The sequence below is a fragment of the Sphingobacterium sp. UME9 genome (assembly GCF_014170215.1).
GTDB lineage: Bacteria > Bacteroidota > Bacteroidia > Sphingobacteriales > Sphingobacteriaceae > Sphingobacterium > Sphingobacterium paramultivorum.
Window position 1 is genome coordinate 438,198 of the sequence record NZ_LZZP01000013.1, and the last position, 24,624, is coordinate 462,821.

General features: G+C 41.9%; 21 protein-coding genes. 11 read left to right on the forward strand and 10 right to left on the reverse strand.

What is annotated here, in order from left to right; genetic code table 11:
- Positions 1–116 precede the first annotated feature (116 nt).
- Positions 117–1,181 (forward strand): PA0069 family radical SAM protein, encoded by a 1,065-nt coding sequence (locus A9970_RS21010; protein ID WP_182983572.1) that lies wholly within the window; start codon positions 117–119, stop codon positions 1,179–1,181.
- Between the two features lie 52 nt (positions 1,182–1,233).
- Positions 1,234–1,776, forward strand: coding sequence for a GNAT family N-acetyltransferase (locus A9970_RS21015; RefSeq protein ID WP_153845156.1), 543 nt, complete (start codon positions 1,234–1,236; stop codon positions 1,774–1,776).
- 71 nt (positions 1,777–1,847) lie between these two features.
- Here the strand turns inward: A9970_RS21015 and A9970_RS21020 are convergent, their stop codons facing one another.
- From A9970_RS21020 to A9970_RS21035, 4 genes are all read right to left on the reverse strand, one after another.
- Positions 1,848–3,266, reverse strand: a complete 1,419-nt coding sequence (locus A9970_RS21020) for an amino acid permease (protein WP_182983573.1) — start codon at positions 3,264–3,266, stop codon at positions 1,848–1,850.
- A gap of 384 nt (positions 3,267–3,650) precedes the next feature.
- Positions 3,651–3,812, reverse strand: coding sequence for a FeoB-associated Cys-rich membrane protein (locus A9970_RS21025; RefSeq protein ID WP_075993917.1), 162 nt, complete (start codon positions 3,810–3,812; stop codon positions 3,651–3,653).
- A 6-nt stretch (positions 3,813–3,818) separates the two neighbouring features.
- Positions 3,819–5,921 carry a ferrous iron transport protein B gene (gene feoB, locus A9970_RS21030; protein WP_182983574.1) on the reverse strand — a complete coding sequence of 701 codons (2,103 nt, stop codon included), beginning with the start codon at positions 5,919–5,921 and terminating at the stop codon, positions 3,819–3,821.
- Entirely contained in the window at positions 5,921–6,160 is a 240-nt protein-coding gene (locus A9970_RS21035; protein ID WP_182983575.1) for a FeoA family protein, read from the reverse strand. The genes feoB and A9970_RS21035 overlap by 1 nt, the downstream gene beginning before the upstream one ends.
- Positions 6,161–6,289: 129 nt before the next feature.
- On the opposite strand from A9970_RS21035, the gene A9970_RS21040 reads away from it, so the two are divergent.
- Positions 6,290–6,739, forward strand: a complete 450-nt coding sequence (locus A9970_RS21040; RefSeq protein ID WP_182983576.1) for a MarR family winged helix-turn-helix transcriptional regulator — start codon at positions 6,290–6,292, stop codon at positions 6,737–6,739.
- A 5-nt stretch (positions 6,740–6,744) separates the two neighbouring features.
- Here A9970_RS21040 and A9970_RS21045 read toward each other — a convergent pair whose 3' ends face one another.
- Both A9970_RS21045 and A9970_RS21050 read right to left on the reverse strand, forming a co-directional pair.
- Positions 6,745–7,554 (reverse strand): ZIP family metal transporter, encoded by an 810-nt coding sequence (locus tag A9970_RS21045; RefSeq protein WP_153845159.1) that lies wholly within the window; start codon positions 7,552–7,554, stop codon positions 6,745–6,747.
- Entirely contained in the window at positions 7,554–8,135 is a 582-nt protein-coding gene (locus A9970_RS21050) for a phosphatase PAP2 family protein (RefSeq protein ID WP_153845160.1), read from the reverse strand. The genes A9970_RS21045 and A9970_RS21050 overlap by 1 nt, the downstream gene beginning before the upstream one ends.
- A gap of 200 nt (positions 8,136–8,335) precedes the next feature.
- Between A9970_RS21050 and glmM the strand changes: the two genes are divergently transcribed.
- Positions 8,336–9,718, forward strand: a complete 1,383-nt coding sequence (glmM, locus tag A9970_RS21055; RefSeq protein WP_120336231.1) for a phosphoglucosamine mutase — start codon at positions 8,336–8,338, stop codon at positions 9,716–9,718.
- Between the two features lie 87 nt (positions 9,719–9,805).
- Positions 9,806–11,881: a Na+/H+ antiporter gene (locus A9970_RS21060; RefSeq protein ID WP_182983577.1), complete on the forward strand. Its 2,076-nt coding sequence runs from the start codon at positions 9,806–9,808 to the stop codon at positions 11,879–11,881.
- A gap of 122 nt (positions 11,882–12,003) precedes the next feature.
- Here A9970_RS21060 and A9970_RS21065 read toward each other — a convergent pair whose 3' ends face one another.
- From A9970_RS21065 to A9970_RS21080, 4 genes are read right to left on the reverse strand one after another with little or no spacing between them, the layout of a single operon-like run.
- Positions 12,004–13,026: an oxidoreductase gene (locus A9970_RS21065; RefSeq protein WP_182983578.1), complete on the reverse strand. Its 1,023-nt coding sequence runs from the start codon at positions 13,024–13,026 to the stop codon at positions 12,004–12,006.
- A 13-nt stretch (positions 13,027–13,039) separates the two neighbouring features.
- The gene (locus A9970_RS21070; protein WP_153845164.1) at positions 13,040–13,513 is read right to left on the reverse strand and encodes a hypothetical protein; all 474 of its coding nucleotides are present in this window, start codon (positions 13,511–13,513) and stop codon (positions 13,040–13,042) included.
- A 1-nt stretch (position 13,514) separates the two neighbouring features.
- A complete protein-coding gene (locus A9970_RS21075) occupies positions 13,515–14,072 on the reverse strand; it encodes a hypothetical protein (protein ID WP_120336235.1) in 558 nt (185 codons plus the stop codon).
- Between the two features lie 27 nt (positions 14,073–14,099).
- Positions 14,100–15,122 (reverse strand): LacI family DNA-binding transcriptional regulator, encoded by a 1,023-nt coding sequence (locus A9970_RS21080; RefSeq protein ID WP_182983579.1) that lies wholly within the window; start codon positions 15,120–15,122, stop codon positions 14,100–14,102.
- Positions 15,123–15,242: 120 nt separating this feature from the next.
- Between A9970_RS21080 and A9970_RS21085 the strand changes: the two genes are divergently transcribed.
- The 6 genes from A9970_RS21085 to A9970_RS21110 all read left to right on the forward strand — a co-directional run bounded on the left by A9970_RS21085 (position 15,243) and on the right by A9970_RS21110 (position 24,544).
- The gene (locus A9970_RS21085; protein WP_182983580.1) at positions 15,243–16,727 is read left to right on the forward strand and encodes a xylulokinase; all 1,485 of its coding nucleotides are present in this window, start codon (positions 15,243–15,245) and stop codon (positions 16,725–16,727) included.
- Between the two features lies 1 nt (position 16,728).
- Positions 16,729–18,057: a xylose isomerase gene (gene xylA, locus A9970_RS21090; protein WP_182983581.1), complete on the forward strand. Its 1,329-nt coding sequence runs from the start codon at positions 16,729–16,731 to the stop codon at positions 18,055–18,057.
- 51 nt (positions 18,058–18,108) lie between these two features.
- Positions 18,109–19,785, forward strand: coding sequence for a sodium/sugar symporter (locus A9970_RS21095; protein WP_120336239.1), 1,677 nt, complete (start codon positions 18,109–18,111; stop codon positions 19,783–19,785).
- A gap of 151 nt (positions 19,786–19,936) precedes the next feature.
- Positions 19,937–21,892 carry a gamma-glutamyltransferase family protein gene (locus A9970_RS21100; RefSeq protein ID WP_220801671.1) on the forward strand — a complete coding sequence of 652 codons (1,956 nt, stop codon included), beginning with the start codon at positions 19,937–19,939 and terminating at the stop codon, positions 21,890–21,892.
- Between the two features lie 87 nt (positions 21,893–21,979).
- Positions 21,980–22,582 (forward strand): 2'-5' RNA ligase family protein, encoded by a 603-nt coding sequence (locus tag A9970_RS21105; RefSeq protein ID WP_182983582.1) that lies wholly within the window; start codon positions 21,980–21,982, stop codon positions 22,580–22,582.
- An 84-nt stretch (positions 22,583–22,666) separates the two neighbouring features.
- Positions 22,667–24,544 carry an Nramp family divalent metal transporter gene (locus A9970_RS21110; RefSeq protein WP_182983583.1) on the forward strand — a complete coding sequence of 626 codons (1,878 nt, stop codon included), beginning with the start codon at positions 22,667–22,669 and terminating at the stop codon, positions 24,542–24,544.
- The last annotated feature ends 80 nt before the right edge of the window (positions 24,545–24,624 follow it).

Genomic DNA, 24,624 nt, shown 5'->3' on the forward strand with positions numbered 1-24,624 from the left:
TTTGGTTTAAAATGCGATTTAGTTGAGCTTCAAACTAGAAGATATTCGCTTTCCGCCTTTGTGAAAATTGAGAAATCTTAATTTGTTATTACTAATAATTTTAGTAATTTTAACTTATGAATTCGTCAGAATATTTTAAGGGTAGAGGGGCACAGATCAATCCCAATAATAAATTTTTTTCTAACCAATACGTGCAGGAGCATGTTGAAGGGCTGGATGAGGAGTTTTTGGGGACCGAAAAAACACAATTTATTCCGACTCATCCAAAATCCATTATATCCAAATCAAATAGCCCGGATCTCCGTTTTGAAAGATCCATTAATCCCTATCAGGGCTGTGAACATGGTTGTATTTATTGTTATGCACGCAATTCGCATGAGTATTGGGGTTTTAGTGCAGGATTGGATTTTGAGCGTAAGATCTTGGTAAAACATAATGCCGCTCAGCTTCTCGAACAGGAGTTTAGAAAATCGAGCTATCAGCCCGATTTGATTATGCTTTCAGGCAATACAGACTGTTACCAACCTATTGAACGGAAGCTGGGTATCACACGTTCGCTTTTAGAATTGATGGTCAAATACCAGCATCCGGTCTCTATCATCAGCAAAAATGTACTGATGCGGCGGGATTTTGATCTTTTGCGTGAGCTTGCAGCACGCAATCTGGTTTCCGTTGCAGTAACCATCAATTCGTTGCGCGAGGAGGTACGTCAGAAAATGGAACCACGTACTGCAACGGCATCGGCCCGGTTGAAACTGATCGAGGGATTGGCAGGGATAGGTGTACCCGTCATGCTGATGATGGCGCCCATCGTTCCGGGGATTAATAGTGATGAGATTTCAGATTTGATCCGTTCGGGAGCAGATGCGGGAGCAATTACAGCCTCTTATACCATCGTAAGGCTCAATGGACAGATCGGTGGTATCTTTAAGGATTGGCTCTATCAGAATTATCCTGACCGTGCTGAAAAGGTATTACATTGGATTGAAGCCTGCCATGGTGGAAAAATTAACGATACCGATTTTGGACGGAGGATAAAAGGGGATGGCCATATGGCCGAGAGCTTACAGCATTTATTCAAGCTTTCCGTCAAGAAATATATGAATAATGGGACGCTTCCATCCTTGAGAAGGGATCTTTTCCGCTTACCCGATGCAGGCACGCAGCTGGGCTTGTTTTAGTTATTATTGTCAAATGGCAGCAGAAAATTAAGCCATTTGTGTAATTTTAAAAATGGAAATTAGAACAGAACGGCTCAAACTCAGATCCGTAGAGAAAATAGATTTGGAAAATATCCATTCCCTATTAATGTACCCTGAATCTGCATTATTTAATCCGAGTGGATTTCCGGATGGAATAGCCCATACGGCGCAAATGGTGGAAGCTTGGTCAGCGCAAATCAATGAATCCGATGTCCGAAAGGATTATACGTTTTACATAGAAACTCTAGAAGGAAAGGAGTTTATTGGTCTAATTAATATCAGCGTTGTCAAGCTACGCTATCGAAATGCAGAAGTATGGTTTAAGCTTGTTCCGAAAATGTGGAATAAGGGCTATGCTACAGAGGCATTGAACCGAATCCTGACATTTGGTTTCAAGGAACTTAATTTTCATAGAATTGAGGGCGGTTGTGCTGTTGAAAATATCGCTTCCGCTAAAGTAATGGAGAAAGTCGGCATGGTCAAAGAGGCTCGCAGACGGAAAATTTTGCCGTTAAAAGATGGTTGGAGCGACAACTATGAATTTGCTGTTCTCGATGAGGAATACCCGCTTTAAATTTTAGCAAAAAAGCCTGATTCATTGTATGAATCAGGCTTTTTTTATAGATAAGAACGAGGTTCAGTGAACTAAGATTTCTTTCTTTTGATCAAAACATAACTCACATAGAGTAATATAAGCCAAGCAGGGATCAATTCTACAGGAAGTTTCATTCCTGTTATCCACATGATGCCAAGTACAGCGATCAAAAAGATCAGACAGATATAGTTACTTAGGGGATATAGAAAGGATGGGAACTTGGTCCGCAAGTGGGTATCGAGTTTATTCTTTCTGAAATACAAGTGTGTAATGGAAATCATCACCCAGTTTATAATCAGTGAAGATACCACCAGTGACATCAAGATCTCTAAGGCATTTTTCGGCGCAACATAGTTGATAAATACACAGATCGCAGCGAACAGTGCCGAGACTAAAATTGCGTTAATAGGCGCATGATTCTTGTTGAGTTTCGAAAGAAAACGAGGGGCATTCCCCTGTTCTGCCAGTCCATATAACATTCTGCTGTTGCTGTAGACGCTACTATTATAAACAGATAATGCGGCGGTAAGGACAATGAGATTTAGCGCATTTGCGATAATTTTTGTAAAATAAAAAGTCTTTCCAAAGAGGGTAAATTCAAATCCATTAAGTTTGTCAAATACCAGTACAAAGGGACTTGTATCGGCTGTGATATTTGTCCACGGTGTCAAAGAGAAAAGAATAATGAGTGCGCCTACATAAAAGATTAAGATCCGATAGATCACCTGGTTGGTCGCTTTGGGGATGTTCTTTTCGGGATGTTCGGCTTCTGCAGCAGTAATGCCAACCAACTCTAGGCCACCGAAAGAAAACATAATCAATGCCATGGCAGAAAGGAGACCTTCAAAGTTGCCATCCGATGTTTCGTTAAACCAGCCTTTTGGGAAAAAACCACCATGTGAAGTCAGGTTGCTGAGACTTGCCTGCTCACCTCCAGTACCGCTTACCAGTAAGTATACACCAAAAACGATCATTGCGATGATCGCAACAACCTTAATAATGGAAAACCAAAATTCCGTCTCGCCATAAATTTTGACAGAGGCAAGATTAAGGGCGTTGATTGCAAAGAAGAAAAATAAACTTGATGCCCATAGGGGTATTTCTGGCCACCAGAACTGCACATAAACACCTATTGCTGTGAGTTCGGCCATGCTCACCAAGATATAAAGGACCCAATAGTTCCAGCCCGAAGCATAACCTGCAAAAGAACCCCAATATTTATTGGCGAAGTAGCTAAAACTTCCTGAAACAGGTTCCTCAACGACCATCTCGCCCAATTGGCGCATAATAAAAAAAGCAATAATTCCAGCGAAAGCATAGCCGAGTATAACTGCCGGCCCAGCAAGTGTGGCAGCCTTTCCGATACCTAGAAATAAACCCGTACCAATTGCACCACCCAGGGCAATTAATTGAATATGTCTATTTTGAAGTCCTCTTTTTAATTCTTCCTTATTGTTCTGTTTCTCCATGTGTATGGTTAATACGGTTACTAGTTTGTTTTGACCGATCCTTTGCAGGGGAAACCTGTGAAGACATTTACTCCGTACAAGAATCGAATTGGTCAAAATTGCTGCCGCTGTATGATGTGCCGACGAATAACGTGGCTCCCAGTGCATCTTTTGCCCTAAGCGCATAAAGTTAATAAAACACTTAGGTATTTGTGCACATTCTGTTGTGGTTTTAATGTATTTCGTAGTTTTTTTATAAACAATGGCGGGAGCCATGTTTGGTTAAGAAATAGAAAGCGCCGTAATTTGGAAATACGGCGCTTTATGAATTAGTAGCTAGTGTGATTTTTGGCCACTCTAGCTAATAACGAAATCTTATTTGCAAATGCTACTCAAAAAGATAAATTAATTTGCTTTTTGTGTTTTTTCTACGCTGCAGTCGCATCCACAGCCTTTCGAGCAGCTCGACTTGCCCTTTAATGATTTTCGGACATTTTTAACGACATACCATACAGCCGCCAAAACGAGAATTCCTACGATGAGATATTGTACTGTTAAATTATCCATAGCTTTTTATTTTAAAAGTTGATAAGCAATTAAGGCACTGAAATAGGCCAAACCTGTCATAAAACCAAGTTGTATTAAAGTCCATTTCCATGAGCCTGTTTCCCTTTTTACTGCCGCAATTGTACTCATACATTGCATAGCAAAAGCATAGAACAGTAATAAGGATACACCGGAAGCTAAATTGTAAGCCGGTAAACCGGTATTCCGGTTAATTTCGCTTTTCATTTTGCCTAATACCGTTGTTTTAGATGCTTCATCTTCGATATCCACTTCGTCACCAAGGCTATATACTGTTGCCATTGTGCCCACAAACACTTCTCGGGCAGCAAAGGAAGAAATGAGACCTATGCCCATCTTCCAGTCATAGCCCAATGGTTCAACAACAGGTTCAATAGCCATGCCAAGATAACCAAGGAAGGAGTGTTCCAGACGATAAGATGAAACTTCATGCTCCAAATCTGCTTCGGACAGGTTGGGGTTATTTTTTGTTACATATTCTTCTGCTTGGCTAAATTTGTCGTTTGGACCAAAACTACCTAATGCCCAGAGTATAACGGAAATGGCTAAAATAATTTTACCTGCGCCGAAGACAAAGCTTGATGCTTTTTCCCAAACATTTAAGGCTACATTTTTCCAATCCGGAGTCTTATAGGTGGGGAGTTCAAAGATGAGAAATGATTTGTGTTTTGATTTGATGACTTTGGTCAGGATAATCGCGGATAGCAAAGCTGCGAATATGCCAAGCAGGTACATCACAAACAATACAATCCCTTGTATTTGAAATCCTCCTAATTTCGTGTCCGGTATCACCAGTCCGATCAGAACGATATAAATAGGAAGTCGTGCTGAGCAGGTCATAAAAGGTGTTACCAGAATAGTAACCAGTCTTTCTTTGCTATTTTCGATGTTACGTGCAGACATGACTGCAGGAACAGCACAGGCTACGCCCGAAATCAATGGAATCACTGATTTTCCATTCAGACCAAAGGGACGAAGCCAGCGGTCCATCAGGAAAACAACACGGCTCATATAGCCTGTTTCTTCCATGATCGAGATAAAGATGTATAAAATAACGATCTGTGGGATGAAGATTACAATCCCGCCAATACCTTTGATAATACCATTGCTGAGCAAATCGGTCAGAGGTCCTGCAGGAAGTGTTGTTTGTGTATAGGCTGCAAGATCACCAAATAAACCGTCGATAAAATCCATGGCTGGTCCAGACCAGGTATAAATTGCCTGGAAGATTAAAAAGAGGATGCCAAAGAAGATGACGTAACCAAAGATTGGGTGAAGCAGGATGCTATCGATCGTATTGGTTTTGTTTTTATTCGAGGATTCATCCTTTACATAGATTTCAGTAAGGCTGCTATCTAGGGATTTACTGCGCAATATAGCTTCATCCTTTTGCAGCTTTTCGGCCCGCAATTGATATTTTTCACGGATTTGCTGAATAGCCTGATTTTTTTCCTTCGATAAAAAGGATACTTCGCCTTTGGCCAGGTATTGCCAGGTGTGGTATTCCGTATCTAATGGAAAGAGACGTTTGGTTTCCTCTAACGCCGCATCAGCTTCCGTTGGTAGACTGAATTTGCTGATATACATGGGCGGAACAGCATCAAAGTTTTTGATCAGCTGATCGATACCTTGCCCCGTACGCGCATTGGTTTCGTATACTTTTGTATTTAATAGGTGTTCAAGTTTCTGAACATCGATTGTAATTCCTTTTTCTTTGGCTTCATCGATCATATTGATGACAAAGATGGCCGGCAGACCGAGCTCCCGGGCTTGTTGATAAAGAATAATAGACCGTTTTAGGTTCGTAGGTTCAGCGACGACAACGACGAGGTTCGGTCTGAAACTACTCTCTTTATTGACTAAAGTGTTGAAAACAACTTCTTCGTCCAGTGAACTTGGGAACAGGGTGTATGTGCCCGGTAAGTCAATAATGCGATAAACTTTGTTGTTGGCTTTAACTTGCCCCTCACGTTTTTCGACCGTAATACCGGGATAATTTCCTACTTTCTGATTTAATTTTGTAATCCGGTTAAATAGAGATGTTTTACCCACATTTGGATTACCCAAAAGTGCAATAATCGGGTTATTCATTATTTCTGATCAATAAGGATGACTTTGGCTTCTGATTTGCGGATAGCAATTAAGGCGTTATTAGCACTGATATTTAGACATATAGGGCCGTCCAAAGGTGCGATATGTTTCACCTCTATTTCAGTACCGGGAATAAACCCCAATTCGAAAAATTTAGCTGGAATTTCGTGTGAATCAAAATCTATAATTACTGCTTTTTCCCCTTTTTTTAGCTTATCTAAGCTAGTTCTATTACGCATCTGCCTGTTTTTTTTGAATTCTTCAAATATACAGAATTTCTACCATTTAGAATGATTCTAATGTCATAGTTATGTATTTAGTAAAAAACAGCTATCTTTACTATTCAGAACGATTAATTATCAACCAGAATGAAGATTGAGGACGAAATCAAAGTAAGTAAATTCAGCAATGAATGGCATCGTTGTACGGTAAATATTCTATATACGTACAATTGGATTAACAATGAGCTTGAACAGCGTGCTGCCAAAGAAGGAATCACTTTGAAACAGTTTAATGTCTTGCGTATATTAAGGGGTCAATATCCCGAGCCTGCAACCAATAATCTGATTAAATCAAGAATGTTGAGCACTACACCGGATATTTCGCGTATGATTGATCGCATGGTTTCCAAAGAATTGGTTTCACGTTGTCAATCGGGTGGTGATAAAAGGGCAGTGGATTTGGTTATCACTGAGAAGGGCCTCGCGATTCTTAAGAGTTTAGATGAGGATATGCTGATGAAGGATCTTTTACCCGATCGAATTAGCGAAGAAGAAGCTGTGACCTTAAGTACACTGCTGGATAAACTTCGCGGCTAAAAAAATTAATGCGCATGGTCATGATGTTCATGATCATGCGATTGTTGGTGTTGATCGTGCCCATGATCATGTTCTCCGACAAATAAGAAACTTCCGAGTGCAATGGCAACGCCAGCTATCACAGCAATCATTTTCTTTTTATTGAATTTATGATGGTCAATTGAGCCCGATTCAAAAAGTATCGTTGTAGATATATGCAAGAAGATACCAATAACCACGGCCATGATTTTATCAAAATATTGCTGGATATTGCCCACTTCACCTGCACTGATGGCTTTGCTCAGTAAAAAGCCAAAAGGGGTCATTGCCGCAAATAAAGCTAGTGTAATGAGAATGGTGTTTTTCTTTAAATGCGTGCTTATTAGAATACTCCCCAATGCAAATGCCGCCGGAATGTGGTGGATGGATATGCCTAGGGCAAGTTCAGTCTGATGTGTTGCTGCAAGTGGCATGCCCTCAAGGAAAGCATGAAGACATAGACTGAACATAATACCGATTGGAAAACGATGGTTGTGGTGGTCGTGATCATTTTCGGTATGGATATGGCCATGCTCGATCCCTTGGGAGAACTGTTCAAGAAAGAGCTGGAAAAGAAATCCAGCAAGTACATAAATACCCAATACCTCAGGTGAAGTATTGGTGGACTGATAGACATGCGGAATGAGATGAAGCACGGTAATGGAGAACAAATAGGCTCCACTGAAAGAAAGGATGAGTTTGAGAAAACTGGTTCCTTTCTTTTGTACAAAAAATACGGCAATTCCACTTGCAAATGCAGGTATGAATAAAATTAAAATCAATAAAATTGAATTCATTATACGTGTTCAGTTTTAAAAAAGCTAGGTACAAACCGTTTGAATAGATAGCCTGTCGCCAAACCAACTAGTATACCTAAGGCTGAACCACAGAGGACATCAAACGGGTAATGGACACCAACATAAATTTGAGAGACTGAAATTAGGGTTGCCCAGGTAATACAAAGCCAAAGTGCATGTTTCCATCTTCTCCGGAAAAGTACAATCCAGAAAAAAGCAAGGGAAAAATGATTGGCCGCATGAGAGGAGGTAAAGCTAAAGCCAGAGCCACATCGCACCCGGATGTTGACATTTTCTTTAAACTCCACGTCGTTACATGGTCTAATTCTTTTTACAGTCTTTTTGATCAAATGAGATGATATACCATCGGAAACTCCGAAGGTAACCAAGGTCATGGCAACAATTAGAATTCCTGTTTTTCCATAGGTCTTTATGAAAAATATGATCAGAAATAAATACAAGGGTGCCCAAGTGTATGGATTGCGTAATATAGGCAATAACCAATCAAACACGGGGTTACTCAAGCCCTGATTAATGGCCAGAAAAATCTCTTGATCGATGTGTACTAATTGTTGAATCATAAATGTTGCTGATGACAATGAAATTCCCAAACTTTAAAAACTCACTTTTCAAAAGTAAAAATAATTTCATTGCAAACGGTTGTTTCTTTTAAAAACAACTTTGTTGCAACAAATATACGTTAAATATTCATTAATTATAATTTTAATTCGATATTTTATTGCCATTGTACTAAATTTACACGTTAATCAATTCAAAAGAAATGACTTTAATTAAATCAATATCAGGAATACGAGGTACGATAGGCGGGCGTGCTGGAGAGGCACTTACCCCGATAGATATCGTTAAGTTTACAGCTGCTTACGGCAAAATAATTGTTAAGCAGAGTGGTATCAAAAAAATTGTTGTTGGAAGAGATGCGCGTGTTTCTGGTGAGATGGTAAGTAATTTGGTGATTGGAACCCTGCAAAGCATCGGTGTTGATGTGGTTGATCTAGGCCTTTCAACGACACCAACGGTAGAGATTGCCGTACCTATGGAAAAAGCTGCTGGTGGTATCATTTTGACTGCTTCACACAATCCAGGTCAATGGAACGCGCTAAAGTTATTGAATGCAAAGGGCGAATTTATTTCAGATGCCGAAGGGCAAGAAGTATTGGCACTTGGTGAATCCTTAGACTTTGATTTTTCAGAAGTTGAAGCACTAGGACAGGTTCATAAAGACTATTCCTATTTACAAAAACATGTAGACGCTGTATTGGCGTTGGAATATGTTGATAAGGAAGCTATTAAAGCCGCTAATTTTAAAGTTGCTTTGGATGCCGTTAACAGTACCGGTGGTACATTTATACCTGCATTATTGGATGCGCTTGGTGTGCAGACAATCTATAAAATCCATTGTGAACCGAATGGTCAGTTTCCGCATAATCCCGAACCATTAAAAGAGAATTTGACGGATCTATCGGCTGCGGTTATCGAGAACAAAGCTGATTTAGGAATTGCTGTGGATCCAGATGTAGATCGATTGGTCTTTATGATGGAAGATGGTGAGTTATTTGGTGAAGAATATACCTTAGTGGCAGTAGCGGACTACTTATTGCAGCATAAAAAAGGAAATACAGTTTCTAATTTATCTTCCACACGCGCACTGCGTGATGTGACTAAAGCACATGGTGGCGAATATTATGCCGCTGCTGTTGGTGAAGTCAACGTGGTTACAAAGATGAAGGAAGTAGATGCGGTAATTGGCGGAGAAGGAAACGGTGGTGTTATTTATCCGGCATCTCATTATGGCCGTGATGCGCTAGTAGGGGTAGCGATCTTCTTGACACATCTGGCGAAACTTGGTAAAAAAGCCTCCGAATACCGCGCCTCTTTACCGCAGTACTTTATGTCAAAAAACAAGATTACACTGACTCCGGAATTGGACATTGACAACCTATTGGCCAAAATGGAGGAAAAATATAAAAATGAAGATCATTCAACAATCGATGGATTGAAAATAGACTTTGAAAATGAATGGGTTCATTTACGTAAATCGAATACCGAACCGATTATTCGGATTTACTCGGAGGGACCTACGCCTGAAGCTGCTGAGCAGATCGCGCAGAAGATTATCCGCGAAATTGAAGAAATAATTAAATAAAGACAAAAGCTGCATATGCAGCTTTTTGTTTTAAGACTGATCTCATCGGAAGAGGATTGTCTTAGCTATTACGAAGTTTTATAATGTATGATTAGAAAGATCATTTTAGGTACGTATTGTTTTATTAGTTTAATTTTATTTGTCTTTCCGACAAGTGCCCAGCAGCCTATGGACGAAATCAATGGGCTACTGGATCGTTGGCACAAAACTTCTGGTGAGGTAAAGTATGGCCCATTTTTGAATGTTATTGCTTCGGATGGAGTTATTTTGGGTCCCGATCATGATGAAAGGTGGGATAAAGCCCATGCGGAGAAGTTCAGCGATCAATATTTCAATCCAAAAAATGCTTGGACTTACACCTATGACAAGCGGCATATCAGCTTTAATGCCGATAGCACGACGGCCTGGTTTGATGAAACGTTTAAGATCAATACCAAGTCTTTTCGTGGCGTGGGCGTATTAAGTAAGCTGGACAATGAATGGAAGCTTCGTCAATACAGCATGTCCATGTCGGCACCTTATGCGGATGTGAAAGCGGCCGTAGGTGGAAAGGCAGGTCAGAAAATTCACAGTAACCTGTTATTGGTTATGGTGCTGTTTTTCTTTATGGCCATGTTATTTGTGCTGAGTCAACGCCTCAAGATCTCTTACCCCATTCTGTTGGTTATTGGCGGACTGGTGATCTCGTTGATCCCCGGGGCACCTGTCATAAGTGTTGATCCCGATATCGTGTTTATGGTATTTTTGCCACCCTTGCTTTTTGAAGCAGCCTGGTATACCAATTGGGGGAATTTTCTAAAGTGGCGACGGTCTATTTTTATCATGGGCTTTGGTTTAGTCTTCTTCACATCGCTGGCGATTGCCTACTTTTCGGTCAGTATTATTCCGGGATTTACCTTGGCGCTGGGCTTTTTACTGGGTGGGATTATCTCTCCCCCAGATGCCGTGGCTGCTAGTTCTGTCCTGAAAGGGGTAAGTATTCCTAAACGTGGAATTGCGATATTGGAAGGGGAAAGCCTGGTGAATGATGCAGCCTCATTGACGGTATTTAGATTTGCATCCATTGCGATTCTTACCGGCCAGTTTGTGATGAGCACTGCGACGACGCAGTTTCTGATGTTATCGGTCATGGGTGTTGTCGTTGGTCTGGTCATCGGTCACATCCTCTATATATTCTTACGTTATGTAGCTAAGTCGTCGAGCATTTCAACACCCATAACGCTCATTGCGCCTTACCTGATGTATATTGTTGCGGAGCATTTTGAGTGGTCGGGGGTCTTGGCCGTGGTTAGTGGCGGATTGTTTCTTTCTTTCCGGGCAGGGGATTACCTCAACTATCATACGCGGATCCAAACCAAAGAAGTGTGGGCAACAGTAGGTTTTCTCTTAAATGGATTTGTCTTTATCCTCATTGGACTTGAACTCCCGGTGATCATCAATGGTTTGGGAGAATACTCCATGGAGGAAGCTATTGATTATGCATTGGCGATCTGTGTAATTGTTATTGTTCTGCGATTAATCGCCGTTTATCTTTCGGCTTTTGTTCCCAGGATAATATTCAAACGGGTCCGCATCAAGGAAAAGAGTCCAGGATGGAAATTGCCCCTGGTCGTTGGCTGGGCCGGTATGCGCGGAGTGGTTTCTTTGGCATCAGCATTAGCAATACCATTGACGTTATATGATGGAACGGCCTTCCCACACCGAAATCTGATTTTGTTCATTACCTTTGTGGTTATTTTAGTGACGCTTGTTTTTCAGGGGCTTACATTGCCTTTGTTGATTAAATTGATAAAAATTGAAGAGGTCGATGAGCAAGCTTCAATGGAAGAGCAAATCGATGAGATTCGGGTACGTCTTGGCAAAGAATCTATTGCGTATCTGGATAAACATTACGCAAAGGAAATGCTGGAGCATGAGACAATTGCCCGTGTTAAAGAGCAGATCATCCGGAGCGTAAATGCATCCGAACGAGCGAAGGAAGAAGACACACGTGCACAGCTTTCTGCAGTAAGGGGGCTCTATAATAAAATTATGTTGGAACTTTTGGCGCTACGTCGTGACGGCCTGTACAAGATCAAGGAAAGCAAGGCTTTTGACAGTGATGTTATTAAAGAGATGGAGTATTCCCTGGATTTGGAAGAATCGCGTTTGTCGCGCAAGTAGTTGTTTATAAACGAGTAAATCTTGGTTTTTGCACTGCGAAACCTAGCGCCAGTGTTGCAAAAAATAGTGCGCCGTTGTTGTAAGAAATAGTGCGCGGAGGTGCAAAAAATAGCGAATTTAGCTTATAATGCTAAATTCGCTATTTTTCCTTTATCACCCACTAAAAATATCGCTCGGCCTTTTTTTGCCTTTTGTACGGCATTGAAGCTTTCCTTTCCGATAGACGTCCAGTTTTTTCCGCCGTCATTCGAGAGGTCTGTACCCGAGGTACCCGTGCTGATCAGCTGTTTTTTGGAAAGATAAATAACGGCCGACTTAAAGCCAGCGGGAGCTGTTTCTGGTGCAAACCATGTTTTACCGCCATCGTTGGTTAGTAGGCTATTTTTTTCTTTGTTTTTATCCTCTTTGTAATCGCCACCGACTACAATGCCCGTTTTCGACGAGTAAAATGCTACGGAAAAAGGACCGGTGCTATTTTTTCCCTGAATGATGGGGCAGCTGTAACGTTGCCATGTGTCCCCCTGATCTTTGCTGCTGTAAATATTGGCTGCTGTTCCACCAGTGGCAATCCAGTATGCCCCTTTATTATCGCAGTATATGGATGTTCCACTGGCCGCAAAACCAGCCTCTCCTTCGGTAATTGTAAAGTGCATATTCGCGGATATATCTTTCCAGGACCTTCCTAAATCGATGCTTTTTAATAGTGGCATTTTCCCCTGAATGGCGTCGCCAAAGGCAATGCCGACCCCTTTTGGGGTAAAAGCAAAACCGTCATAAAATATTTCGGGTCGCTTATCTATGAATACTTCTTTCCAGCTTCGACCGCCGTCATGGGTACTTAAGATGATGGCAGGGGAACCTGCCGAAATAATTAAAGCTTCATTCTCATCAAATGCTTCGATATCCCTAAAATCTGTTTTTTCGTAGCCAATTGGATTGACCCACTGCCAGTTTTTTCCGGCATCGGTGCTGAGCCCGACGGTACCATTGCTTCCGCTTACCCATACAGTTGTATCATCGACCACGCTTAGGCCTCTGTAGCTGCTGTTTCGCTCTTGATTTACCAGGTTAATGGTCGCTTGTTGAGCGTTCAGATGGCCCAGGAACAAGATGTGGGTAATAAAAATCAGAAATAAAGGTTTCATGTGGTTATACTTTTTATTTAAACAAATCTACTCGTCTTTTTGAAACTTTTCCTTGTTTTTTTAAGATTGTTTTGCGGAGTTGAAGAAATCCAACCGTCATTTTTCTCGGTGATTTAAAATAAGGAATGCTCAATACGACCAACAGCGCGATACAGGCAGAAGTGCCGAGGGCTCCACCATAACCAGTAAAAAATTTACTGGTATTGAGCAGAATTGTCGTAAAAATAACACCAGCTAGAGCCAAACCGAAATAGGTTGATAACTGGTTTTTTGAGACCATGCCTATAAATGACGCGCCTATAAAAATAGGGGGGATGTACTGTGCGAGATAAGGAGAAACACTTTGTGGGAAGAAGTGAAGGAAACCTGCGACAAGTAAGGTCAGCATTGCGGATGAGCGCACTGCCCCTTGGTGAAATTTGGTGTTGACATAGTATGTCGCCGTGCTCCCGATGATGCCAACTAGGTATAAAATGAATGTTTCCATATTACTTAAAAATATATAACAGCAGGTATGTCAATGAAACACCAAGAAAGGCCAATGTGCCTAGTTTACCGCCGACACCATTCAATAGACTTTTCGATACAATCAGAAAGATCGCTGTAAAAATACTGGCGGCTAAAATAAAAGAGAATCCATGAGCCACCTGCGCATTGGACATTCCTACAAATGCACCGCAATAAATTGCTGCAGGGAGGTGGGGCAGATAAGTTGAATTTTTGTTGATATTGGGAATGAAAGAGGCTATGGTACCTGTCAGCGCAGCGCCCAATACAGGGCCCAAGCCGAAGATCTGATTGAAATAGTAGGATGCAATCGCTCCTACAGGTACCCAAAGGGCAATTTTGATCGATTCATATTCATGCCTGTGATGATGAATGGGCGACCTGAGGTAACTGTATAAAATCAGTAAGGACAATAGGCCGATAAAAGCCAATACAATATAAGAATGTGTATTTTCTACAAAGATGGCCACTAAAAAAAGGGCCTGAATGACAAATAATAAGCAGATGCTTATTATCCTAAATTTCTGCCGGGCTTGCATTTAAACAAATTTAGGCAAAGGTACTGATTATTTGTCTATTCTATTGGTAGATTTTCTTTTTATCAATATGGGATCAAGAACAATCTGTTCGATTGCTTCGTACGGACTTTTTTGTTTAACCATTTTCAGAAAGAGTTTTGCACATTCTTCCCCCATTTTGTTGGCCTGTTGATCAATACTTGATAGCGTAGGGCTGATAAAGGAAGAAAAGGTCTGGTTTGCAAAACCGATCACTCCTGTGGCTGGAATGGCAATATTTGCAGTTTTTAAGGCCTGTATAATCCCGACAGCTGTAAAGTCATCACCACCAATAAAGGCGTCCGGTTGGATTGCAGATTTTAGAATCTGTTCGGTTCCTTTGATGCCGGCTTCAATAGATAAGTCGCCGCGAATGATAAAGTCTTCCCGTGGGGAAATCTGCGCATCTTTTAAGGCCGCTTCGAAACCATGGAAACGATCCTGGAAAATAGCGATTTCTTTGTCCGTTGTGATAAAGGCAATGTTTTTATAACCCTGTTCGAGCAGATGTTGTGTGGCAAGGTAGCCTGCTTTAAAATCGTCAAGTTTGACCATAGGAGCAGGAATATCTTTATGGGTACGGTCAAAAATGACCAGGCATTTGCGCTGATTGATCACTTCCTGAAAATGCTGGGTTTCTTGCGTCTCCAGCGACAACGAAGCAATGATGCCGTCTACCTGAGCTTCAAGTAAAGTCTTCACGCCATTGACTTCATCTTCAAAAGATTCATTCGATTGATAAAGCAATAGGCTGTAGTTGTGTTTTTTTAACTCTTTTTCAATGCTATGCACGGCTTCCGCAAAAAAATGAATTTGCATGGTAGGAACAATGACACCGATGGTATTGGACTTGCCCGAGGAAAGAGAAGAGGCCAACTTATTGACACTGTAATTCAATTCCTTTGCTTTGTCGAGCACCAGTTTTCGTGTCGCCTCGCTGATCGTAGGCACATTATTCAATGCGCGCGATACGGTAGAGACTGTCACTCCAAGCGCACGGGCGATATCATAAATTGTCGTTTTTTTATTCACGCTCCAAAGTAAATAATTTTATTTAATATTTTGATAATTCAGAAACATACCCTACTTTTATGCAACCGGTTGCAGTGTAAGGCCGATGTTGTTTTTTATAACCAATTAGAATTGATTACCATGTATTTATTAGGTATAGACGTAGGTACTTCTTCTGTAAAAGTTTCGATTGTTGAGGCATCTTCACAACGTAAGGTTTGCTCGGTGCAATATCCGGACGTAGAAGCTCCCATAATTACTTTGGAGCCCAATTGGGCTGAACAGAACCCGCTCGATTGGTGGGACTACTTTAAACAGGCTCTGTTGAAGGCAAACAGGCTGGGCCTGTATGACCCCAAAGCAATTTCGGCCATTGGCATTGCATACCAGATGCACGGCTTAGTCGTGGTCGATAAAGATCAGCATGTGCTGCGAAATGCCATTATCTGGTGCGACAGTAGGGCTGTTGAATTGGGAAATATCGCTTTTGAAGAAATCGGAAGGTCTTTTAATCTGAGTCATCATCTGAATTCACCAGGTAATTTTACAGCGTCAAAGTTGGCCTGGGTAAAAGCAAACGAGCCGGAAATTTATGAAAAAATAGATAAGATCATGTTGCCTGGGGATTTCATCGCCATGAAACTTTCGGGGCAGGTGACGACTTCCATCTCAGCCTTATCTGAGGGGATATTCTGGGATTTCAAGGACAATGTATTGTCGCGTACGATTATGGATTATTATGGCTTTGATGATCATCTTATTCCTGAGATCTTACCTGTGTTTTCAACGCATGGTCAAATTAAAGCCGCTGTTGCTGAAGAACTTGGGTTATCTAATACAGTGACCATCAATTATAAAGCCGGCGACCAGCCCAACAATGCACTTTCGCTGAATGTCCTTCAACCTGGCGAAGTCGCTGCGACCGCAGGTACTTCAGGGGTGATCTATGGCGTCAGCGACAAGCTGATCGCCGACCGCGAATCGCGCGTAAATACATTTGCCCATGTGAATTATCAAGAGAATGATATCCGGACAGGGGTATTGCTCTGTATCAATGGAACAGGCATTATGAATAGCTGGGGTAGACGATTGTTGGGACGCGATTTGTCTTACGAACAGATTAATGCCATGGCTGGTGCATCTCCTATCGGTAGCAAAGGTCTGCAGGTTATCCCATTTGGCAACGGTGCCGAACGGATGCTCAACAACCAAACGGTTGGAGCTTCAATTTCAGCGATAGATTTGAATAGGCATGAGACAAGTGATATGCTGCGCGCTATACAGGAAGGGATTGCATATGCTTTTCGCTATGGCTTGGATATCATGCGCGAAAACAATCTGTATCCAAATATGATTCGTGCAGGTTATGCGAATTTATTCCTGAGCGCTGTTTTCAGGGAGTCATTTGTGGGGGCCACTGACGTTCCAGTTGAAATCTTTAATCATGATGGCAGTATTGGAGCCGCTCTTGGAGCAGGTATAGGAAGTGGGTATTATGCAGATTCTACAGAAGCTTTTCGTTCTTTGAAACCTGTGTATACAGTGGAACCTCAATTTGTAGCGCAATATGAGGAGCATTATCAGCAATGGAAGGAATTATTAAACAAACAAATAAATAGCAAATAAGATGAATATTATCAAAGCGAAAAAAGAATTTTTCAAAGGCGTTGGCCAAATTCAATTCGAAGGAAAGGACAGTACAAATCCATTGGCTTTCCGTTATTATAATCCAAAACAAATTGTTGGTGGCAAGACGATGGAGGAGTATTTTAAGTTTGCCTGTTCGTATTGGCATTCTTTCAATGGTAACGGATCTGATCCATTTGGCGGACCGACACATCAATTTCCATGGGATGAAAGCAACGATGTAATCACTAGGGCAAAAGATAAAATGGATGCAGCATTCGAATTTATCAGTAAAATAAATATACCCTATTATTGCTTCCATGATGTGGACTTAGTTGATTATTCGGATAATGTTGTTGAAAATGAAAAGCGTCTGTCAACTATCGTTGATTATGCGAAGGAGAAACAACAGGAAAGCGGTATAAAATTGCTTTGGGGAACAGCCAACCTTTTTAGCCATAAACGGTACATGAATGGAGCAGCAACTAACCCAGATTTTCATGTTCTTGCACATGGTGGCGCACAGGTCAAAGCAGCCTTAGACGCAACGATTGCTCTTGGTGGTGAAAATTATGTGTTCTGGGGTGGAAGAGAGGGGTATATGAGCCTTTTAAATACCAATATGAAGCGTGAGCAGGAACATCTTGCACAGTTTTTACACATGGCCAAGGATTATGCCCGCAAAAATGGTTTTAAAGGAACTTTCTTTATCGAGCCGAAACCATGTGAGCCTACAAAACATCAATACGATTATGATGCGGCTACCGTGCTGGGCTTCCTGGGTCAGTATAATCTTTTGGAAGATTTTAAATTAAATTTAGAGGTAAACCATGCGACATTGGCCGGACATACGTTCCAGCATGAGCTACAGGTTGCTGTAGATGCAGGTAAATTGGGCTCCATTGATGCTAACCGCGGTGATTATCAAAATGGATGGGATACAGATCAATTTCCGAATGATATCAATGAATTGACCGAAGCCATGTTGATTATTTTAGAAGGTGGTGGATTCCAAGGTGGAGGTGTGAATTTTGATGCCAAAATCCGTCGGAACTCGACAGATCCTGAAGATTTGTTTTATGCACATATCGGTGGTATGGATCTTTTTGCACGCGCGCTTATTACGGCAGATCATATCCTTCAAGACTCGGATTACAAAAAAATACGGGCCGATCGTTATGCCTCTTTTGATACAGGCCATGGCGCATCATTTGAAGAACGGACATTGACCCTGGAGAACTTAAGGGATTTAGCAGCGGAATTAGGTGAGCCAAAAACAATTAGTGGTAAACAGGAGTATTTAGAAAATTTGGTTAATAGATATATATAGTTCTAAAAATATTTCTATATTAGGCGATCAAATTAAACCAATTACCAATACATGAATAATTATTTAAGCACAAAAGATTACATCGTTTTCCTGATATACTTTGTTATTGTAGCAGGTTACGGATTATGGGTGTATTATCGCAAGAAATCTGAATCTGTAGGTTCCAAAGACTATTTTTTGGCTGAGGGGTCATTGACTTGGTGGGCTATCGGAGCTTCACTTATTGCGTCCAATATTTCGGCCGAGCAATTTATCGGTATGAGCGGTTCCGGATTTAAGATGGGATTGGCTATTGCGACTTATGAGTGGATGGCTGCCATTACACTGATTGTCGTTGCGGTATTTTTTATCCCGGTATATTTAAAGAACAAGATCTTTACGATGCCACAGTTTCTCCATAAACGATATAATGGAACTGTTGCGATGATCATGGCCGTTTTCTGGTTACTGTTGTATGTTGTCGTCAATTTGACATCCATCCTCTATTTGGGAGCCATTGCGGTAAGTAGTATTTCCGGTATCAGTCTGGATGCCTGTATGTATGCCATTGCGATTTTTGCTGTGATCATTACATTGGGAGGAATGAAAGTAATCGGTTATACGGATATTATTCAGGTTTTCTTTTTGGTATTGGGTGGTTTGGCTACCACTTACCTGGCCTTGAACCTCGTTTCAGAGCACTATGGTGGCTCAGGAGTATTGGAAGGCTATCACTTGATGACCGAAAAAGCTTCCGACCACTTCCATATGATTCTGGATCGTAAAAATGAGAACTATCTCGATTTACCGGGGCTAACCGTATTGATTGGCGGTATGTGGATCGTTAATTTGAATTACTGGGGATGTAATCAATACATCACGCAACGCGCGCTTGGAGCAGATTTGAAAACCGCGAGAAACGGTATCTTGTTTGCAGCATTTCTGAAGTTATTAATGCCTATCATTGTCGTGTTGCCGGGTATTGCAGCCTATGTAATGTGGAAAGATGGTTTGTTCCAAAATGAAATGATGCAACATGGTGAGGTAAACCCTGACCACGCTTATCCAGTTTTGTTGAATTTATTGCCAGCAGGTTTAAAAGGCTTGTCTTTTGCGGCATTAACAGCTGCAGTGGTCGCTTCTTTGGCAGGTAAAGCAAACAGTATCGCTACAATCTTCTCCTTGGATATCTATAAAAAAGTATTCAATACAGAAGCATCGGACAAGAAATTGGTCAATATCGGCAAGCTAACTGTTGTGGTTGCCATGATTTTGGGTGTGCTGATTGCTCCACATTTGGGTATTGATAAAAAAGGTGGATTCCAATATATTCAAGAATATACGGGTTTTGTATCTCCAGGTATTTTTGCGATGTTCATTTTAGGATTCTTCTGGAAGAAAGCAACTTCAAATGCGGCTTTATTTGCAACAATTGGAGGTTTTATTTTCTCCATCATCTTCAAAAAATTGCCGGATTGGGTCGATCTGTCATTCTTGTCATCGACAGGTTTCTCCGTTCCAAATCCAACAACAGGAGTCTACGAAATTCCATTTTTGGATAGAATGGGATTCGTCTTCATCATCTGTATTATCGGTATGATTCTCATCAGTATTGTCGACAATAAGCGTGGTGTCGTGCCAGCAGGATTGGAAGTTGATACCACGATGTTTAAACCACACCGGGCGTTTTTGGTCATTGCATTGATCGTAGCGCTATTGGTTACAGCATTATATTCTATTTATTGGTAATCCAATAGCAAATAAGATTTTAAAAACTCCTATCAATCTCGGTTGATGGGAGTTTTTTGTTTGTTTTAAAAATACCTATCTTGGTTTTACTAAAACCTTTGCTTAACGAAAGATTACTTAAAGAAAGACTACTTAACGAAAGATTGCTGCTATGAAAAGAAGATCCCCCTCGCTACTGATGACGCTGTTTGGATTGCTTACTACCTGTACGCCGATGCTGAGTTCCGCCCAGCGTACACAGAAACCACCTTTACATGGAAAACATTGGATGGCTATTACGGGTAAACCCTTGGCGGCAACAGCGGGTGCCCAGCTATTCCAACAAGGCGGAAATGCGGTGGACGCTGCTTGTGCAATGCTCGCAGCAACCTGTACGATGTGGGATGTACTGAGTTGGGGCGGAGAGACGCAAGCGTTAATTTATCATCCGAAACTAAAAAAGGTCATTGCCATAAATGCCTTGGGGGTAGCACCCAGTGGAGCGACAGTCGATTTTTTTAGATCAAAGGGCTACGAATTTCCACCGGAATACGGCCCTCTTGCTGCTGTCACACCGGGTACACCCGGCGGATTGTGCTATATGTTGGCTCATTATGGAACGAAAAGTCTAGCAGAGGTATTAGCTCCTGCTCTTGAAATGGCTGCAGGTTACCCGATTGACGCACAAACTGCAACGAGTATTGAGCGAGGTAAAGACCGTATTAAAGAATGGCCTTACAGTAAAAAGGTGTTTTTAGTACATGAAGGTAAATCCTGGGAAGCTCCCGAAGCGGGAGAGGTTTTCGTGCAGCAGGATCTGCATAATACCCTGTCCAAATTGATAGAAGCCGAAAAGCAGGCTCTTGCAGCGGGAAAAGACCGGAAAGCGGCAATCATGGCTGCTTATGACCGGTTTTATACCGGCGATATAGCAGATGAATTTGTCCGTGGTAGTAAGGAGCAAGGTGGCTTAATCACGAAAGCAGACTTAGCCAATTGGAAACCTATTGAGGAGGAACCATTGCATGTCAATTATAAGGGCGTTGACGTGTATAAATTACAAGAATGGACACAGGGACCAGCCATGCTACAGAGTTTGCAGCTGCTGAAAAACTTTGATCTAAAGGCAATGGGTTATAATTCTGCTTCTTATATTCATACACTCTATCAGGTTATGAACTTAGCCTTTGCCGATCGGGATTTTTATTACGGTGATCCCTACGGTAAACCAAAGACACCTATTCAAGGTCTTTTGCATGAGTCTTATGCCAAGGCGAGGGCCGCAACCATTGATCTTAAGCAAAATAACCCGAATGTACTTCCAGGAGACCCTTATCCCTACGAAGGTAAGCAGAATCCGTATCTTTCGTTACTGGAGCAGCGTAGGAAAGAGTTTACGCCACATACGGAGCTGAAAAATGATTTTGTCCCTAAACATGACGCACGCTCAAGTTCGTCGCTGACGGAATTGCCAAAAACAGCTCTTTTGGCATCTTTAACGGTGGATAGTGCTTATGTCGACCGTTTATTACGGGGAACCACAAGCGTTGAAGCTGCGGATGAAGAAGGTTGGGTCGTTTCGATCACACCGAGTGGTGGTTGGCTCCCTGCCTGTATTGCCGGGAATACCGGGGTGGGCATGAGTCAGCGCTTACAGAGTTTTGTCTTAGATTCATTGATAAACCCGTTCAATGTGGTTGAGCCAGGCAAAAGACCACGTGTAACACTTACCCCTTCGATGGCATTGAAAAACGGAAAACCTTACCTTTCTTTTGCTGTGCAGGGAGGAGATACACAGGATCAAAACCTATTGCAGTTTTTCTTGAATATGGTCGAGTTTGGTATGACGCCACAACAAGCCAGCGAGGCGGCCAATATCAACAGTAACCAGCTTTGGCTATCGCTTGGAGGAACGAAGACCGACGATCGAAAACCGCGCTCAGGTAGCCTTCTATTGGACAAAAATACAGCACCAACAATTATTGAAGAATTAAAGAAAATGGGGTATAGCATACAGCTCGGTGACCGCACCAGTGGACCTATCAATGCCATTTATTTCGACCAGCAGCACAATACACTTTGGGGCGGCAGTAGCAACAATGGGGAGGACTATGGCATCGGGTGGTAGTTTGTCATTTGCCTGCTGCTCGGTTTTGGTTTTGTTATCTCCGCGGTATTTGTTATCTTACCTACTGATCGGAAACTGATTTTTGTTATGGAGGGTAGTGTCAATAAATATTCGTTTGTTTTTCAGCCTGATGAAGCTGGGATTGTCTTGGTAGATGGCTTGAAGCGGCGATTACGTGCATCGTTAGCCGAGCTGTTTCCCGACAAAAACAAAGGCTGGTATCCCAGTTGCAATTCCAAAGCCCATGTAACGATATGTGCTTTTGAAGCAGATGGGAATAAACTGACAATGGCTATTGAGGCTTTGCAGGAGACTTTGGTCTATGAGCGGAGTCAGTATGTTTATTTCGATCATTTTGCATCATTTGCCGGTGGTGCTTTCTATATTGCACCGACAGTACATGCCCGCAGTTATCTCAAGGACCGGGCGCGGAAGGTTGTTCAAACTTTATCGGAGTTTGATTTGATCGAGATTAGCGACGAACCCCATATTTCGATTGGACGACGTCTGGAGCCAGAACAGCTTGAAATTGCAAAAGAACAGTTGCGGTCTGTCGACCTGAGCTTTATGTGCAAGGGCGTTCATGTGCGGCAGTTTAAACCTGATTTAGGTCAGTATGAGATCATCGATTTTATACAGTTTGGCAACCTATCGAAGGAAAATTCTGGCCAGCTGGCATTTAAATTCTAATAATATCGCGGTTTAATTGCCTAATAATGTAAAGCTTTTTATCTTTAAGGCTGACAATAGACGATATTGCACTTACAGCACTTTATGCATTACGACGAATCTCATCATAAATCCCTATCTGATATCCATGAAAGTGTAGATGTCAATCAAGGGAAATCCAAATTTAAGAAGATACTTAGTTTCTTTGGTCCAGCTTATCTCATTAGTGTGGGGTATATGGATCCAGGTAACTGGGCTACCGATCTTGCTGGAGGAAGCCAATTTGGCTATACCCTGATTTGGGTGCTGTTGATGAGTAATATCATGGCGCTAGTGCTACAGAATCTATGTGCCCGTCTAGGTATTGTACGCGGTAAGGACCTTGCGCAGTGTAATAGGGAGACCTATCCTAAACGGATGAATTTTGTACTCTATGTGCTTGCTGAAATTGCAATAGCAGCCTGTGACCTGGCGGAGGTTTTGGGTATGGCAATCGGTCTTAACCTTCTTTTCGGCATTGATCTGCTTTGGGGGGTAATGATCAGTTTTGCAGATACCTTCTTATTGCTCTATCTTCAGAAGCTGGGGATGCGGAAAATGGAACTTTTTATCATTGGACTGATCGCGCTTATTGGCATGTGTTTCATGGTAGAAATGTTTTTGGCGAAACCGGATTTTGCAGAGGTGGCCACTGGATTTATACCCAGTATCCCGAATAGTGCCGCACTATATATTGCCATAGGAATTATTGGCGCAACCGTCATGCCTCATAATCTATATTTGCACTCGGCTCTTGTACAGACACGGAAGATTGACCGGAATGAGGTTTCGATCCGAAAATCGCTCAAGTATAACTTTTGGGATAGTGCGATTGCCTTGAACCTGGCCTTTTTGGTAAATGCCGCGATATTGATTCTTGCAGCCTCTGTTTTTCACAAAAACGGTATGCATGACGTTGCCGAACTTGAAGATGCTTATCACTTATTGGGCAATCTTCTTGGAACGGAATGGGCCTCAAAATTGTTTGCTGTTGCCTTGATTCTTGCCGGACAGAGCTCAACGGTGACGGGAACCCTAGCCGGTCAGATTGTGATGGAGGGGTACCTTCGATTGCGGATTAGCCCGACCTTACGAAGAATTATAACCCGGCTTTTGGCGATTATCCCGGCTGTATTGGTGATTCTGATTTCGGGTGAAGGTCGCGTTGGACAGCTGCTGATCTTTAGTCAGGTGATCTTGAGTATGCAGCTTGCTTTTGCAGTCATCCCGTTGATCCATTTTGTGAGCGATAAAGTCAAGATGGGTATTTTTGCCATTAAACCGATAACAAAAATTGCGGCCTGGTTGATAGCGGCCATTATCGCTGTTCTGAATTTTAAATTGGTATACGACGAAGTGGCCGGCTGGATTGGTGAAGCCAATAATATTTTGGTAACCGTATTATTGATCTTGGGCGCTGTGGGTTTGTTTGCCTTATTAATGATGACGGTATTATACCCCATTTTACTCAAATCGAAACCAACGGAGCTGGAGGTTCACCCACCATTCGAGGCATTGCATTTTGAACATAAAGGCTCTTTTAAGAAAGTTGTGATCGCGTTGGATTTCTCAAATTCTGATCAGAAAGTAATCCAATATGCTTTACAGCTGTCGCATGACGACACGACTTTTGTCGTAGTACATATTGTTGAAAGTGCATCGGTGAAATATACCGGAGATTCGACGGATGATTATGAATCGCGTCAGGATTTGGAACGGCTGAAATTGTATGCTGATTTTCTATTGTCGAAAGGACATCAAACAGCATATGAACTGGGATACAATAACCGGATCAAGAGTATCGCAGAAGTCTGTGAAAAATACGGCGCCGATCTATTGGTCGTTGGAAGCCATGGGCACAGTGGTGTGAAGGATTTTGTGTTTGGTGAGACAGTTAACAAGCTGCGGCATGCGGTGAAAGTACCTGTTTTTATCGCCCAATAGGTCTTAAGGAGCTATCCTAAAGAGCGTCTGTCTATTCACTGTAATTTTATTGCTGAAAAAGTGAAGGGAGGGGTCGGTAA

What these genes read in the sequence shown, in the direction of transcription:
- A9970_RS21010 (WP_182983572.1), top strand. Translation starts at nt 117, where the DNA reads ATGAATTCGTCAGAATATTTTAAGGGTAGAGGGGCACAGATCAATCCC.
- A9970_RS21015 (WP_153845156.1), top strand. Translation starts at nt 1,234, where the DNA reads ATGGAAATTAGAACAGAACGGCTCAAACTCAGATCCGTAGAGAAAATA.
- A9970_RS21020 (WP_182983573.1), bottom strand. Translation starts at nt 3,266, where the DNA reads ATGGAGAAACAGAACAATAAGGAAGAATTAAAAAGAGGACTTCAAAAT.
- A9970_RS21025 (WP_075993917.1), bottom strand. Translation starts at nt 3,812, where the DNA reads ATGGATAATTTAACAGTACAATATCTCATCGTAGGAATTCTCGTTTTG.
- feoB (WP_182983574.1), bottom strand. Translation starts at nt 5,921, where the DNA reads ATGAATAACCCGATTATTGCACTTTTGGGTAATCCAAATGTGGGTAAA.
- A9970_RS21035 (WP_182983575.1), bottom strand. Translation starts at nt 6,160, where the DNA reads ATGCGTAATAGAACTAGCTTAGATAAGCTAAAAAAAGGGGAAAAAGCA.
- A9970_RS21040 (WP_182983576.1), top strand. Translation starts at nt 6,290, where the DNA reads ATGAAGATTGAGGACGAAATCAAAGTAAGTAAATTCAGCAATGAATGG.
- A9970_RS21045 (WP_153845159.1), bottom strand. Translation starts at nt 7,554, where the DNA reads ATGAATTCAATTTTATTGATTTTAATTTTATTCATACCTGCATTTGCA.
- A9970_RS21050 (WP_153845160.1), bottom strand. Translation starts at nt 8,135, where the DNA reads ATGATTCAACAATTAGTACACATCGATCAAGAGATTTTTCTGGCCATT.
- glmM (WP_120336231.1), top strand. Translation starts at nt 8,336, where the DNA reads ATGACTTTAATTAAATCAATATCAGGAATACGAGGTACGATAGGCGGG.
- A9970_RS21060 (WP_182983577.1), top strand. Translation starts at nt 9,806, where the DNA reads ATGATTAGAAAGATCATTTTAGGTACGTATTGTTTTATTAGTTTAATT.
- A9970_RS21065 (WP_182983578.1), bottom strand. Translation starts at nt 13,026, where the DNA reads ATGAAACCTTTATTTCTGATTTTTATTACCCACATCTTGTTCCTGGGC.
- A9970_RS21070 (WP_153845164.1), bottom strand. Translation starts at nt 13,513, where the DNA reads ATGGAAACATTCATTTTATACCTAGTTGGCATCATCGGGAGCACGGCG.
- A9970_RS21075 (WP_120336235.1), bottom strand. Translation starts at nt 14,072, where the DNA reads ATGCAAGCCCGGCAGAAATTTAGGATAATAAGCATCTGCTTATTATTT.
- A9970_RS21085 (WP_182983580.1), top strand. Translation starts at nt 15,243, where the DNA reads ATGTATTTATTAGGTATAGACGTAGGTACTTCTTCTGTAAAAGTTTCG.
- xylA (WP_182983581.1), top strand. Translation starts at nt 16,729, where the DNA reads ATGAATATTATCAAAGCGAAAAAAGAATTTTTCAAAGGCGTTGGCCAA.
- A9970_RS21095 (WP_120336239.1), top strand. Translation starts at nt 18,109, where the DNA reads ATGAATAATTATTTAAGCACAAAAGATTACATCGTTTTCCTGATATAC.
- A9970_RS21100 (WP_220801671.1), top strand. Translation starts at nt 19,937, where the DNA reads ATGAAAAGAAGATCCCCCTCGCTACTGATGACGCTGTTTGGATTGCTT.
- A9970_RS21105 (WP_182983582.1), top strand. Translation starts at nt 21,980, where the DNA reads ATGGAGGGTAGTGTCAATAAATATTCGTTTGTTTTTCAGCCTGATGAA.
- A9970_RS21110 (WP_182983583.1), top strand. Translation starts at nt 22,667, where the DNA reads ATGCATTACGACGAATCTCATCATAAATCCCTATCTGATATCCATGAA.